Annotated in this window: 13 protein-coding genes; 6 read left to right on the forward strand and 7 right to left on the reverse strand. The window is 70.5% G+C overall.

All coding sequences use genetic code 11. The annotated features are described in order from the left end of the window. Nucleotides 1–336 precede the first annotated feature (336 nt). A complete protein-coding gene (locus BZL64_RS07700) occupies nucleotides 337–1,461 on the reverse strand; it encodes an alpha/beta hydrolase (RefSeq protein WP_086767415.1) in 1,125 nt (374 codons plus the stop codon). Nucleotides 1,462–1,692: 231 nt separating this feature from the next. On the opposite strand from BZL64_RS07700, the gene BZL64_RS07705 reads away from it, so the two are divergent. The 6 genes from BZL64_RS07705 (at nucleotide 1,693) to BZL64_RS07730 (ending at nucleotide 6,913) form a co-directional block, all read left to right on the forward strand. Further along, nucleotides 1,693–3,519 carry a phosphatidylglycerol lysyltransferase domain-containing protein gene (locus BZL64_RS07705; RefSeq protein ID WP_086767417.1) on the forward strand — a complete coding sequence of 609 codons (1,827 nt, stop codon included), beginning with the start codon at nucleotides 1,693–1,695 and terminating at the stop codon, nucleotides 3,517–3,519. A 109-nt stretch (nucleotides 3,520–3,628) separates the two neighbouring features. Beyond that, entirely contained in the window at nucleotides 3,629–4,606 is a 978-nt protein-coding gene (gene folP, locus BZL64_RS07710) for a dihydropteroate synthase (protein WP_244205249.1), read from the forward strand. Continuing rightward, a complete protein-coding gene (locus BZL64_RS07715; RefSeq protein WP_086767419.1) occupies nucleotides 4,603–5,124 on the forward strand; it encodes a nuclear transport factor 2 family protein in 522 nt (173 codons plus the stop codon). Before folP ends, BZL64_RS07715 begins: the two co-directional genes overlap by 4 nt. 262 nt (nucleotides 5,125–5,386) lie before the next feature. Then, nucleotides 5,387–5,746 (forward strand): dihydroneopterin aldolase, encoded by a 360-nt coding sequence (gene folB, locus BZL64_RS07720; protein WP_086767422.1) that lies wholly within the window; start codon nucleotides 5,387–5,389, stop codon nucleotides 5,744–5,746. After that, a complete protein-coding gene (folK, locus tag BZL64_RS07725; protein WP_086767424.1) occupies nucleotides 5,743–6,354 on the forward strand; it encodes a 2-amino-4-hydroxy-6-hydroxymethyldihydropteridine diphosphokinase in 612 nt (203 codons plus the stop codon). The genes folB and folK overlap by 4 nt, the downstream gene beginning before the upstream one ends. 70 nt (nucleotides 6,355–6,424) lie before the next feature. Next, nucleotides 6,425–6,913, forward strand: a complete 489-nt coding sequence (locus tag BZL64_RS07730) for a DUF3180 domain-containing protein (RefSeq protein WP_086767436.1) — start codon at nucleotides 6,425–6,427, stop codon at nucleotides 6,911–6,913. 54 nt (nucleotides 6,914–6,967) lie between these two features. Here BZL64_RS07730 and folE read toward each other — a convergent pair whose 3' ends face one another. From folE to dacB, 6 genes are all read right to left on the reverse strand, one after another. Further along, nucleotides 6,968–7,573: a GTP cyclohydrolase I FolE gene (folE, locus tag BZL64_RS07735; RefSeq protein ID WP_086767425.1), complete on the reverse strand. Its 606-nt coding sequence runs from the start codon at nucleotides 7,571–7,573 to the stop codon at nucleotides 6,968–6,970. Nucleotides 7,574–7,714: 141 nt separating this feature from the next. Then, entirely contained in the window at nucleotides 7,715–9,754 is a 2,040-nt protein-coding gene (gene ftsH / locus BZL64_RS07740; protein ID WP_086767427.1) for an ATP-dependent zinc metalloprotease FtsH, read from the reverse strand. Nucleotides 9,755–9,938: 184 nt separating this feature from the next. Beyond that, nucleotides 9,939–10,499, reverse strand: coding sequence for a hypoxanthine phosphoribosyltransferase (gene hpt, locus BZL64_RS07745; RefSeq protein WP_086767428.1), 561 nt, complete (start codon nucleotides 10,497–10,499; stop codon nucleotides 9,939–9,941). 51 nt (nucleotides 10,500–10,550) lie between these two features. Further along, nucleotides 10,551–11,576: a tRNA lysidine(34) synthetase TilS gene (gene tilS / locus BZL64_RS07750; protein ID WP_086767430.1), complete on the reverse strand. Its 1,026-nt coding sequence runs from the start codon at nucleotides 11,574–11,576 to the stop codon at nucleotides 10,551–10,553. Nucleotides 11,577–11,788: 212 nt separating this feature from the next. Further along, nucleotides 11,789–12,919, reverse strand: a complete 1,131-nt coding sequence (locus BZL64_RS07755; RefSeq protein ID WP_086767432.1) for a zinc-dependent metalloprotease — start codon at nucleotides 12,917–12,919, stop codon at nucleotides 11,789–11,791. Nucleotides 12,920–13,029: 110 nt separating this feature from the next. Next, the coding region (gene dacB / locus BZL64_RS07760; RefSeq protein WP_086767434.1) for a D-alanyl-D-alanine carboxypeptidase/D-alanyl-D-alanine endopeptidase at nucleotides 13,030–13,956 on the reverse strand (927 nt) is incomplete at its 5' end.

Below are 13,956 nucleotides of genomic sequence, written 5' to 3' on the forward strand. Positions count from 1 at the left end.
CCCCTGGGTCTTCACGGAGCCGTCGTTGCTCCGTGAAGACCCAGGGGCCGAGCGCGCAGACGAGGGAGACGCCTGCGATCGCCGAAGGAGGCAGCAGCCGGTGCAAAGGTGGGGAATGGCGGTGACGTCCACGTGGCATGGCCAGAAACTTACCGCGCGTAGGCGAATGTTGGCGCCCCGCCCCGTAAAAAGGCTGCCATACCGAAGCTCTCACGCGGCCTCAGGAAACAAACCGGTCGTGGAATTCACCGGCAATCAAGATCATTTCTGGCCGCCACGACCGCCGGAGGCCGTCCGCCGACGTCACCGGCCGGTCAACCGCCGCTCAACTGCCGGTCAGCCGTTGCTCGACCGCCCGCTCAGCCGCTCGCTGATCCACTCCAGGGTCGGCGGGATCTCCCGCCGCCAGGTGTTGAAGTTGTGCCCGCCGCTTTCCAGGACGATCGACGAGATCCTTGTCCTGTCGGTGGCCTTCGCCAGTTCGATGAACTTCAGCGTCGCCTTGTAGTTGGATTCTCCAACCTTGCTGCTGGTGACGAGCAATGAGGTGTCGGGCGCGGGCCGGTGCTTCAGGAACCAGCGCAGATCGGCCTCGTTGCGCAGCGTCTCGTCGCCGTGGAACAGGTCCCCGGTCGTCGGGTCGGTGGGCGCCTTGTAGTACGCCGACAGGCCGGCGCCCGCCCCGAAGACCTTGGGATGGTGCATCGCCAGCTTCAGCGCGCAGTAGCCGCCCGTGGAGTCGCCGATGACGCCCCAGCTGCCGGGCGCCCTGTTCACCCTGTAGTGGGCCGTCACGGCGGCCGGCAGGTCCTTGGCGAAGAAGGACTCGGTCTGTGGCCCGCCCGGGATGTCCACGCACTCGGTGTCCCGCGGCGGCGCCACCGTGGGCCGCATCATCACCAGGATCATCGGCTGCATACGGCCGTCCTCGGCGAGCCCGCGCGCGGTGCGCGGGTAGTCCAGCTTGTCCACGAGGGCCTCCGCGGTGCCGGGGTAGCCCGTGAGGACGACGGCCGCCGGGAACGTACGCGCGCGGTCCCGCGGGTCGAAGTACTCGGGCGGCAGATACACGAACGCGGGCGAGGCGATGCGCGTCGTACGGCCGTTGACGGCGACCTTCTGGATCTGGCCGCCGAACTCCGGGCGCCCCCCGCCACCCTCCACGCGCCGGGTGTCGAGCACCCGCAGCGGCCCCTCGCCCGCGTGGTCGACGACGACGCCCTGCTCGGTCTCCTGGCCGAACAGGTCCGCCCAGCTGGCGTAGAACCCGAAGGCCTGGTTCGCGGCGAGCCCCACGGACGCGAAGAGGGCCAGCTGGGTGGCCAGCAGCAGGGCGACACGCGCGCTGACGGTCCGCCAGCCGCGCCCGGCCAGCCGCGGCCACTGCCACACCGTGCCGACGAACAGCAGTACGGCGGACAGGACTGCCAGCAGCAGCACTGTTTTGCTCGTGAGACCCATCGGTGTTCCTGCCTGCGCTCTCCGTCCGGGTTCCCGTGGCCCCCGCTCCCCGCGAGGGCTTGTCCCGGACTTTCTCTTGCCTTTTCGGCGGCTTTGAAAGAGATGAGTGAACCTCTCCCCCCGAGACACCGTCCTAGAGGGCGCAATGTCGCCGGATGCCCGAATCGGGCCCGGATTTCAGAGTCTCTCGCGGAACTACGGGATGCGATGTCTGTCAGGGAAGATGGGGAAATGTCGATCGGGGTTCCGAATCGATCAAGCCGGGTGCGGCAGCTGATCAGGGGGCCGCGCCCCGAGGCCGTGCCCGCCCTCGTCGGCCGGGCCTGCGCACTCGTAGGTCTGCTGGACGTCGCCGCCGGGGTCTTCCCGCGGTTCCGCCACAGCCGTATGCACACCCTGGCCGAGGTGCTGCCCGGCGCGCTGGGCCCGTTCGCGGCGGCTCTGTCGCTGAGCGCCGGCGTCCTGCTGCTGCTCCTCGCGCACGGCCTCAAGCGGAGCAAGCGGCGCGCCTGGCGGGCGGCCGTCGCCCTGCTCCCGGCGGGTGCCGTCGCGCAGTTCACCTACCGGCACTCGCTCGTCGGCGCGCTGATCTCCGTCGCGCTCCTGGTGCCGCTGCTGCGCCACCGCGACCAGTTCGCGGCGCTGCCCGACCCGCGCAGCCGCTGGCGCGCGCTGGCCAACTTCGTCCTCATGGGCGCCGGTTCCCTCGGGCTGGGCCTGGTCATCGTCAGCGCCCATCCGGGGCGCCTGGTCGGCGACCCCAGCCTGGCCGACCGCATCTCCCACGTCCTGTACGGCCTCTTCGGCTTCGAGGGCCCGGTCGACTACCAGGGCAACACCTCCTGGACGGTGGCTTTCTCCCTGGGTGCGCTGGGCCTGCTCACCGCCATCACCACCATCTACCTCGCCTTCCGCCCGGAGCACCCGGCCGCGCGCCTCACCGAGGAGGATGAGGTCCGGCTGCGCGCCCTGCTGGACAAGCACGGCCGCCGGGACTCCCTCGGCCACTTCGCGCTGCGCCGCGACAAGGCCGTCGTCTTCTCCCCCAGCGGCAAGGCGGCCGTGACCTACCGCGTCGTCTCCGGCGTGATGCTCGCCAGCGGCGACCCCATCGGCGACGTGGAGGCCTGGCCGGGCGCGATCGAGCGCTTCATGGACGAGGCCAAGGCCCACTCCTGGACGCCCGCCGTCATGGGCTGTTCCGAGACCGGGGGCGAGGTGTGGACCCGCGAGACCGGACTGGACGCCCTGGAACTCGGCGACGAGGCGGTGGTGGACGTCGCGGATTTCTCGCTGGCCGGCCGCGCGATGCGCAACGTGCGCCAGATGGTCAAGCGCATCGAACGCGCCGGTTACGAAACCCGGGTCCGACGTGTCCGTGACATCGGCGAAGGCGAACTGGAGCGCATCCGGCTCGCCGCGGAGGACTGGCGCGGCACCGACACCGAACGAGGCTTCTCCATGGCACTCGGCCGCATCGGCGACCCCACCGACGGCGACTGCCTCATCGCCACCGCCCACAAGGCGGACGCCGAACCGGGTCCGTACGGCGACCTCAAGGCGATCCTTCACTTCGTGCCGTGGGGCCCCGACGGGGCCTCCCTGGACCTGATGCGACGCGACCGCTCGGCCGACCCCGGCATGAACGAACTCCTCATCGTCGCCTCCCTCCAGGCCGCCCCCAGGTTCGACGTCGCGCGCGTGTCGCTCAACTTCGCCATGTTCCGCTCGGCACTGGCCCGCGGCGAGAAGATCGGCGCCGGCCCCGTGCTGCGCGCCTGGCGCGGACTGCTGGTGTTCCTCTCGCGCTGGTTCCAGATCGAGTCGCTCTACAAGTTCAACGCCAAGTTCCAGCCCCGCTGGGAACCCCGCTTCGTCGTCTACCGGGCCTCCGGGGACCTCCCCCGCATCGGCTTCGCCGCCATGCAGGCGGAGGGCTTCGTCAACCTCGCCCTGCCCCTGCCGCGCTTCCTGCGCCGCCGTACGTCCGCCGCACGCGCGTGTGCCCACGCGGTGGCCGAGCACACGATGGCCGACAGGGACGTACGGGCGGCCTAGGCGCATCGATCCCGAGCGCCGGTCCGGGCGGCAGCCCCACCCCCTCAGCCCTGGGGCTTCCCCCGGACCACCCGGCGTGGCGGTCCCCCACGGGGCCTACGCTGAACGTATGAGCAAGCAGAGCGGACGAGGGCGCGTGGCCGGCCTTCCGGACTGGGACCGGTGCGCGGTCATGGGGGTCGTCAACGTGACCCCCGACTCCTTCTCCGACGGGGGGCGCTGGTTCGACACGACGGCCGCCGTCAAGCACGGACTCGCGCTGGTCACCGAGGGGGCCGACCTGGTCGACGTCGGCGGCGAGTCCACCCGGCCCGGCGCCACCCGCGTCGACGAGGCCGAGGAGCTCCGGCGCGTCATCCCCGTCGTCCGCGGCCTCGCCTCCGAAGGCGTCGTCGTCTCCGTCGACACCATGCGCGCATCCGTCGCCGCCCAGGCCCTCGCCGCGGGCGCGGCCCTCGTCAACGACGTCAGCGGCGGCCTCGCCGACCCGGAGATGATCCCGGTCGTCGCCGACGCCGGCGCGCCCTTCGTCGTCATGCACTGGCGCGGCTTCCTCGAGGGCGGCAACGTCAAGGGGGTCTACGAGGACGTCGTCAGCGAGGTCGTCGACGAACTGCACGCGCGCGTGGACGCCGTCCTGGCGGGCGGCATCGCCCCCGACCGGGTGGTCGTCGACCCGGGGCTCGGCTTCTCCAAGGAGGCCGGCCACGACCTCACCCTGCTCGCCTGCCTCGACCGGCTGCACGGACTGGGCCACCCCCTGCTCGTCGCCGCCTCCCGCAAGCGGTTCCTCGGCCGGGTGCTGGCGGGGCCGGAGGGCGCGCCCCCTCCCGCCCGCGAGCGCGACGCCGCCACGGCCGCCGTCTCCGCCCTCGCGGCGCAGGCCGGCGCGTGGGCGGTGCGCGTGCACGAGGTGCGCGCGACGGCGGACGCGGTACGCGTCGCGCGCGCTGTGGAAGGAGCGCGCGCGGATGCTGACATCCCGGATGAGGGCGAGACGGACGGGGCGCACAGCACACCCGCCGCGCCGACCCTTGAGGACACGCGCCCCTCGCGCACCCCGCACGGCGCAGAAGGAGCCCGGTGAGCGCCCCCCACACCGATGTCGAGCAGGTCGAGGCCGCCAACACCGCCTTCTACGAGGCACTCGAACAGGGCGACTTCGACGCGGTGTCCTCACTCTGGCTCACCCCCTCCGACCTGGGCGTCGACGAGGAGTTCCACGACCCGGCGGACGCGGGCGTCGTCTCCTGCGTGCACCCGGGATGGCCGGTGCTCACCGGGCGCGGCGAAGTGCTGCGGTCGTATGCGCTGATCATGGCGAACACCGACTACATCCAGTTCTTCCTCACCGATGTACACGTGTCCGTCACCGGCGACACAGCCCTGGTGACGTGCACCGAGAACATCCTCAGCGGCGGCCCGGCCCCGGAGGACGGCGAGGAGCTGGGCCCTCTGGTGGGGCAGCTGGTGGTCGCCACGAACGTGTTCCGCCGCACCCCGGACGGCTGGAAGCTCTGGTCGCACCACGCCTCGCCGGTCATGGCGGAGAACGCCGATAACGCCGACGACAGCGAGGACCCCGACGAGGAGACCCCGTCCTGAGCGGGTAGACGTCAAAAGGACCGGGCAGGCCCTCGGGAGCGCGACGTGACGGGAGTCACGGCCGACTGGGTAGGAGCGGCCACCAGCTCGTCAGCCGCCGGGTTCCCCGGGGGAAACACACGGTGAATCCTCCGGCTCCGACGCGGCCGACGCCCCCGCGGCCCGGCCGTGTCAGTGCTCGCAGGTAGATTCGTTCGAGGCCGGTGTGCCGCCCGCACGCGGCACGGACCGGCCGTTCCCGACGATTGCAGGAGTGATTCGCGTGGATCGTGTCGCGCTGCGCGGCCTCAAGGCCCGTGGATACCACGGTGTGTTCCCCAGGGAGCGCGAGGAGGGTCAGACCTTCATCGTGGACCTCGTCCTGGGCCTGGACACCCGTCCGGCCGCGGCCGACGACGACCTGGCGAAGACGGTGCACTACGGCATCGTGGCCGAGGAGGTCGTGGCCGTCGTCCAGGGCGAGCCGGTCGACCTCGTCGAGACGCTCGCCGAACGCATCGCCCAGACCTGTCTGAAGCACGAAGAGGTCCAGGAGGTCGAGGTCTGCGTCCACAAACCGGACGCACCGATCACCGTCCCCTTCGACGACGTGACCGTCACCATCACCCGGAGCCGCGTATGACCAGGCCGTTCACCGCGGGCCAGACCGACCCGACCGTGCAGCCCGTGCCCGCCGCCGTGGTCGAGAAGGTCGACGCCGCCGACACCACCCTGCACAACCCGAAACGGGCCGTGATCTCCATCGGCTCCAACCTCGGCAACCGCCTGGAGACCCTCCAGGGCGCCATCGACGCCCTGGAGGACACGCCGGGCGTGCGCATCAAGGCCGTCTCCCCGGTGTACGAGACCGAGCCGTGGGGCGTGGAGCCGGGCAGCCAGCCCTCGTATTTCAACGCGGTCGTCGTCCTGAAGACGACCCTTCCCCCGTCGTCCCTGCTGGAGCGGGCGCACGCGGTCGAGGAGGCCTTCCACCGCGTCCGGGACGAGCGCTGGGGCGCGCGCACCCTGGACGTCGACATCGTGGCGTACGCCGATGTCGTCTCGGACGATCCGTCGCTGACCCTGCCCCACCCGCGTGCCCACGAACGCGCCTTCGTCCTGGCCCCGTGGCACGACGTGGAGCCCGGCGCGCAGGTTCCGGGCCGCGGCCCGGTCGCCGAGCTGCTCGACACCGTGTCGCGCGAGGGTGTGGCCGCTCGCGAGGACCTGGAACTCCAGCTGCCCGAGTAGTCGTTAAGGTCAGGACGACGATCGTCCACGGCCACGGGCCGTGGACCCCGGGGGAATGCGAAGGGACACCGTGAGAGAGCTGCGCATCAGGATGCTGGCCGGCGTCTTCGTCGTCGCGGGCGTTCTGTCGTGGGCGGGCGCCCGCCTCTGGAACTCCGTCGGGACCCTGCCCAGCGTTCCCCTGGCCGCCCCCATCGTCCTCGCCGCGATCGCCGTGGTGCTGCTGGCCACGGCGCTGTCGATCCGCGCCCGTCTCAAGGCGCAGCGCGAGCGCCGTCCCGAGGCCAAGGGCGTCGATCCCCTGATGGCGGCCCGCGCGGTCGTCTTCGGCCAGGCCAGCGCGCTCGTCGCCGCCCTCGTCTCCGGGATGTACGGCGGCACCGGCGCCTTCCTGCTGGAGTCCCTGGACATCCCGGCCCGCCGCGACCAGGCCGTCTACGCGGGGTTCTCGGTCCTGGCCGGCTTCGGTGTCATAGCCGCTGCCATCTTCCTGGAGCACGTCTGCAAGCTTCCCGAGGACGACGACGACAGCAACTCGGGAGCGGCCTCGGCGGCGTAGGCCGCGGCCCGTTCGCCCCGGCCCGCCTGCCTCCGCAGCCCCTCGTGAGCGGTCTCAGCGCGCCATGATGAGGCTCATCGCCTCGTTGCGCGTCGCCGCGTCCCGCAGCTGTCCGCGCACCGCCGAGGTGATGGTCTTGGCACCGGGCTTGCGGATGCCGCGCATGGACATGCACATGTGCTCGCACTCCACGACGACGATGACTCCACGCGGCTCCAGGATCTCCATCAGGGAGTCCGCGATCTGCGTGGTGAGACGTTCCTGCACCTGAGGGCGGCGCGCATAGACGTCCACCAGCCGCGCCAGCTTGGACAGGCCGGTGATCTTTCCGCTGGTGGCCGGGATGTACCCGACGTGGGCGACACCGTGGAACGGCACCAGATGGTGCTCACAGGTGCTGTAGACCTCGATGTCCTTCACGAGCACCATCTCGTCGTGCCCGAGGTCGAACGTCGTCGTCAGCACATCCTCGGGCTGCTGCCACAACCCGGCGAATATCTCCCGGTAGGCCCGCGCCACCCGCCCGGGCGTCTCCCGCAGCCCTTCCCGGTCCGGATTCTCGCCAACCGCGATCAGCAGTTCACGTACGGCGTTCTCGGCTCGCTTCTCGTCGAAGTCGCCGACGAGGCCCTCGCCGTCCAGCGTCACGGGGTCGGTCATTCTGTGCCTCGTTCCTGTGCGGGTCGCGTGTGGATCACGCGTGACGGTGCGGCCATAACCTGAAATGCCGCGCCCCCCAGGCTAGAACCTGGGGGGCGCGGCACGCATTCCGGGCCTGGTGAGGCCACCGGGGCCGGAGCGTCAGTTCTCCGGACGTTCCTCGGGGACCGGGTCGGCCACCGAGGCAGGGTCCACCGCGGAGGACTTCGCGGTGCTGATCGCGGGCGTCGCGCCGTTGGCCCCGTTGGTCAGTGCCAGCTCCCTGGGGGAGAGCACCGGCGGACGGGTGGACGGCGTACGCCGCGAGGAGCCGGTCCAGGCGGGCCGGGCCGGGCGCTTGACGATGGCGGAGAAGATCTCGGCGATCTCCTCCTTGTTCAGCGTCTCCTTCTCCAGCAGCCGGAGCACCAGGTTGTCGAGCACGTCGCGGTTCTCGACCAGGATCTCCCAGGCCTCGTTGTGCGCGTTCTCGATGAGCTTCTTGACCTCTTCGTCGACCAGCGCGGCGACCTCTTCCGAGTAGTCGCGCTGGTGAGCCATCTCACGGCCGAGGAAGGGCTCGGTGTTGTCGCCGCCGAACTTGATGGCGCCGAGACGCTCGGTCATGCCGTACTGGGTGACCATCGCGCGGGCCGTGGTGGTGGCCTTCTCGATGTCGTTCGCGGCGCCCGTGGTCGGGTCGTGGAAGACCAGTTCCTCGGCCGCGCGACCGCCCAGCATGTAGGCGAGCTGATCGAGCATCTCGTTGCGAGTGGTCGAGTACTTGTCCTCTTCCGGGAGCACCATCGTGTAACCGAGCGCCCGGCCGCGGGACAGGATCGTGATCTTGTGCACCGGGTCGGAGTTGGGGGAAGCCGCCGCGACCAGGGCGTGGCCGCCCTCGTGGTACGCGGTGATCTTCTTCTCCTTGTCCGACATGATCCGGGTCCGCTTCTGCGGGCCCGCGACCACACGGTCGATCGCCTCGTCCAGCATGTGGTTGTCGATCAGCTTCAGGTCCGAGCGGGCCGTCAGCAGCGCGGCCTCGTTCAGCACGTTGGAGAGATCGGCACCCGTGAAGCCGGGGGTGCGGCGGGCGACAGCGGCCAGGTCGACGTCGGGCGCGACCGGCTTGCCCTTCTGGTGGACCTTGAGGATCTCCAGACGGCCCTGCATGTCCGGACGGTCGACCGCGATCTGGCGGTCGAAACGGCCGGGGCGCAGCAGCGCCGGGTCGAGGATGTCGGGCCGGTTCGTGGCGGCGATGAGGATCACGCCGCCCTTCACGTCGAAGCCGTCCATCTCGACGAGCAGCTGGTTCAGCGTCTGCTCACGCTCGTCGTGGCCACCGCCGAGGCCGGCGCCGCGATGGCGGCCGACCGCGTCGATCTCGTCGACGAAGACGATCGCCGGGGCGTTCGCCTTGGCCTGCTCGAAGAGGTCACGCACTCGGGAGGCACCGACACCGACGAACATCTCGACGAAGTCGGAACCGGAGATCGAGTAGAAGGGGACGCCCGCCTCGCCGGCGACGGCGCGTGCGAGCAGGGTCTTGCCGGTGCCGGGAGGCCCGTACAGGAGCACACCCTTGGGAATCTTGGCGCCGACGGCCTGGAACTTCGCCGGTTCCTGGAGGAACTCCTTGATCTCGTGGAGCTCCTCGACGGCCTCGTCCGAGCCGGCGACGTCCGCGAACGTCGTCTTCGGCGTGTCCTTGGTGATGAGCTTCGCCTTGGACTTGCCGAAGTTCATGACCCTGGAGCCGCCACCCTGCATCTGATTCATCAGGAACAGGAAGACGACGACGATGAGGACGAAGGGGAGCAGGGACAGCAGAATCCCGACGAAAGCGTTCTGCTTCGTCGGCGAGACCGTGTAACCGTCCGGAATCTGCTTGTCCTGGAATTTGGTCTGCAGCGTGTTGGCGATGGTCACGCCTTGATCGCCGATGTAGCTCGCCTGGATCTTCGAGCTGCCCTTGACCTTTGTGCCGTCCTTGAGCGTGACCTTGATGATCTGCTCGTCACCGGTGGTGAGCTTGGCCGACTCGACCTTGTTGTCGTTGATCGCTGCTACGACCTGGCCTGTGTCCACCGTCTTGTAGCCGCCGGACGAGCCGACGACCTGCATCAACACGACCACGGCAAGGATGGCCAGCACGATCCACATGACCGGCCCACGGAAGTATCGCTTCACGTCCATCCATACGGAGCGGTGCCGCCCCGTCCCTCCTGCCATAGTGAGTTTGATAAGACAGTTCTTCTGACGGTACCCCAGCATTGTCGCGCGAAGCCGCGCGGGGAAGGCTGACGAACCCGTCTGCATGCTCCAACGGCGCGGAACCCGCTGGGGTTCCCGATCGTCCTACACAGGACGCTCTTGTGGCTCAGCCGCCGTACACGTGGGGCGCGAGCGTACCGACGAACGGGAGGTTCCGGTACTTCTCGGCGTAGTCGAGGCCGTAGCCCACGACGAACTCGTTGGGGATGTCGAAGCCGACCCACTCCACGTCGATCGCGACCTTGGCCGCCTCCGGCTTGCGCAGCAGCGTGCACACCTTGAGGGATGCGGGCTCGCGCGAGCCGAGGTTGGACAGCAGCCAGGACAGGGTCAGTCCGGAGTCGATGATGTCCTCGACGATCAGGACGTGCTTGCCCTTGATGTCGGTGTCGAGGTCCTTGAGGATCCGCACCACGCCGGAGGACTGGGTGCCCGCGCCGTACGAGGACACGGCCATCCAGTCCATGGTGACGGGGGTGGACAGCGCCCGCGCGAGGTCGGCCATGACCATCACCGCGCCCTTGAGGACGCCGACGATGAGCAGGTCCTTGCCCGCGTACTCCGCGTCGATCTTCGCCGCCAGCTCCGCCAGCTTGACGTCGATCTCTTCCTTGGTGATGAGCACCGTCTTGAGGTCGGCACCCATGTCTTTCGCGTCCACCCGCATCACTTTCGGTCGTCCCACCGGCCGCCGCCCCTCCGATTGGAGGGTCGGGATTCAGCCTTGCCGAATCACCAGTCTGCCACCCTGGCGCTGGGCGACGACTTTGCCGGGGAGATTGATGACTCCCTGACCACGCCAGCCGGTGATCAGCCGGTCGATCTCCTCGATGTGCCGGGCGAAGAGGGAACCGGCCGGGGCGCCCGCCTCGATGGCCGCGCGGCGCAGGATGCGGCGGCGCACGGCGGACGGCAGGGCGTAGAGCTTGGCGCACTCCAGCAGACCGGTGTTGTCCCGTACGGCGGCCTCGGCCTGGCCGGCCCAGGCGTCGAGGGCGTCGGCGTCGTCGCGGGAGAGCTGGGCCGTACGGGCGAGGGCCTCGACGACGCCCTTGCCGAGGGCCTTCTCCAGGGCGGGCAGGCCTTCGTGGCGCAGCCGGGAGCGGGTGTAGGCCGGATCGGTGTTGTGCGGGTCGTCCCAGACGGGGAGGGACTGGGCCATGCATGCCTTGCGGGCGGTCTGCCGGTCGAGCTGGAGAAAGGGCCGGCGGTAACGGCCGCCGGCCCCCGAGACCGCGGCCATTCCGGACAGGGAGCGGATGCCCGAGCCGCGGGCGAGGCCGAGGAGGACGGTCTCGGCCTGGTCGTCGCGGGTGTGGCCGAGGAGGATCGCGGCGGCGCCGTGGCGGTCGGCGGCACCGTCGAGTGCGGCGTAGCGGGCGTCGCGGGCGGCGGCCTCGGGGCCGCCTTCACGGCCGACGGTGACCGCGGTGGCCTCCACCGGGTCCAGGCCGAGTTCGCGCAGCCGCAGGACGACCTCGTCGGCGCGCAGATCGGAGCCGGGCTGGAGTCCGTGGTCGACGGTGACCCCGCCGGCGCGGATGCCGAGCTTGGGGGCTTCGAAGGCGAGGGCGGAGGCGAGCGCCATCGAATCGGCGCCTCCGGAGCAGGCCACGAGCACGAGCGGCGAGGGCGGAAGCTCGTGGGTGGCGGCGTCAGTCGTGCTGTGGTGGTCGGTGAGGATGTCGTGGAGGACGCGGCGGACCGCCAGGCGTATCGCCGCGACCGCAGGATGGGGACCCATGTCCGGTTCCCTTCATGAAATTTTCGGGGGTTGAACCCGAGATCGGTCACGCAGAGTGTGTAGATGGTGACAGAACCGGGCCGTTCCCCGAGCATTGCACGCCTGATGGGGACTCACGGTCCCTCGGACGGGTGATTGAAGAGGCGTTCCCCTGCCGTCGGCCGATTTCGATTCACGACGGACCACGACCGCTCACCACCCCGCTCACCGGTTCACGACTCGGTCTTGCGGGCCACTCGCGCGACCCAGTCCGCCGGTTTGGCGATCTCGGCCTTGGTGGGGAGCGTGTTGGGCGAGGTCCACACACGGTTGAAGCCGTCCATGCCGACCTCGCCGACGACGGACCGCACGAAACGCTCACCGTCCTTGTACTGCCTCAGCTTGGCGTCCAGGCCGAGCAGCTTGCGCAGCGCCATGTCCAGCCGCGAGGCGCCCTTGGCCCGTCGCTGCTGGAACTTCTCGCGGATCTCGGCGACGGTCGGTACGACCTCCGGGCCCACGCCGTCCATCACGAAGTCGGCGTGGCCCTCCAGGAGGGACATCACCGCGGTGAGCCGGGCGAGGATCTCCCGCTGGGCGGGGCTCTGCACCAACTCGACCAGGGAACGGCCGCCGTCGTCCTCCTCGCCCTCGGGGCGTCCGCCCGCGAGGGACTGGGCCGCTTCCCTGACCCGCTCCAGGAACGTCATGGGGTCGACGTCCGTCTCGGCCAGGAACGACTGGATTTCGCCCTCTAGGTGATCACGGAGCCACGGCACCGCGGAGAACTGCGTGCGGTGCGTCTCCTCGTGCAGGCACACCCAGAGGCGGAAGTCGTGGGGATCCACGTCCAGTTCGCGTTCGACGTGCACGATGTTCGGCGCCACCAGGAGCAGTCGGCCGCCGCCGTTGGCACCCGCGGGCAGTTCGCGGCTGGCGGGGGCGAACGTCTCGTACTGGCCGAGGACGCGGGAGGACAGGAACGACAGCAGCATGCCGAGTTCCACGCCGGTGACCTTGCCGCCGACAGCGCCGAGGACGGCGCCGCCCGCACCGCCGCCGCGGCGTTCCTCCATCTTGTCGAGGAGGGGCTTGAGGATCTCCCGGAAGCCGGCCACGTTCGCCCGGATCCAGCCGGGCCGGTCGACGACCAGGACGGGGGTGTCGTGGATGTCCTCGGTGCCCATACGCGTGAAGCCCCGGACGTGTCCTTCCGAGGCCTTGGCGTGCCGGCGCAGTTCCGCGACGACGGCCCGCGCCTCGTCGCGGCTCACCTCTGGGCCCGGCCGGACCAGCCTGGTCGCGGTCGCGACCGCGAGATTCCAGTCGACCATCCCGGAAGAGGCACCACCGATGCTCGTCATGCGTCAACCGTACGTGAGGGGTGCCGTCGCGGGCAGGGCGTGGCGTGGGAGTGGGGGATGCGTCAGGGTTCCTGTGCCCACCCGCTCGTTGCTCAGGGGGGCCGTACGGTTCAGGCGCAGCCGCACGCCGCCAGAGCCGCGACCGCTCTGTCCAGGGCCGATTGGGCTGCCCCCGGGTCCGTGGTGTTCGCGGTGAGGACGGCGAAGGCCAGGAGGTGGCCGTCGCGGTCGACGACCGTGCCGGCCAGGGTGTTGACGCCGGTCAGAGTGCCGGTCTTGGCGCGGACGACACCGGCGGCGTCGGCCGCCGCGTCCGTGTAGCGGGTGGTGAGGGTGCCGGTGAAACCGGCGACGGGCAGGCCGGTGAGGACCGGGCGGAGGTCGGGGCGGGCCGGGTCGCCGGCCTTCACGAGGAGCGCGGTCAGGAGGTTCGCGGTGAGGCGGTCGTTGCGGTCGAGTCCGCTGCCGTCCCTGAAGTCGACGCCGTCGAGCGGCAGTCCGAGCCTTCCCAGTTGGACGCGGATCGCCTTGCCCGCGCCGCCGAAGTCGGCGCGCACGCCGGTCGCGAGGGCGGTCTGACGCGCGAGGGCCTCGGCGATGTCGTTGTCGCTGTTCGTCATCATCCGCTCGACGAGCGAGGCGAGCGGTGCCGAGGAGACCGTCGCCAGGGTCTCCGCGCGCGCGGTGGCCTTCGACGGGCCGGGCGCGGACGTCTTGACGCCGTGCGCCCGCAGGAACTCGGCGAACTTCCTGGTCGCGTCCGCCGCCGGGTCGGGCACGCGCGTGACCGGGCCGCTCGACGAGCCGTCCGTGCGGCCCTCGTCGGCGGTCAGGGCGGTGACGCGGGCGAGGTTCGGGTTGACTCCGATCGGGTGAACTTCGGTGCCGGCGTACAGCGTGGTGTCGTACGACAGGGTCGCGCGGGTGATGCCGCGCTTCTTGAGGGCCGTGGCCGTGGAGGCGGCGAGGGTGCGCAGGCTCGCCCAGCCCTCGGGCTTCTCGCGGGCGGTGAGGGTGGGGTCGCCGCCACCGACGAG

This window comes from Streptomyces bobili, assembly GCF_002154575.1.
Lineage (GTDB): Bacteria > Actinomycetota > Actinomycetes > Streptomycetales > Streptomycetaceae > Streptomyces > Streptomyces bobili.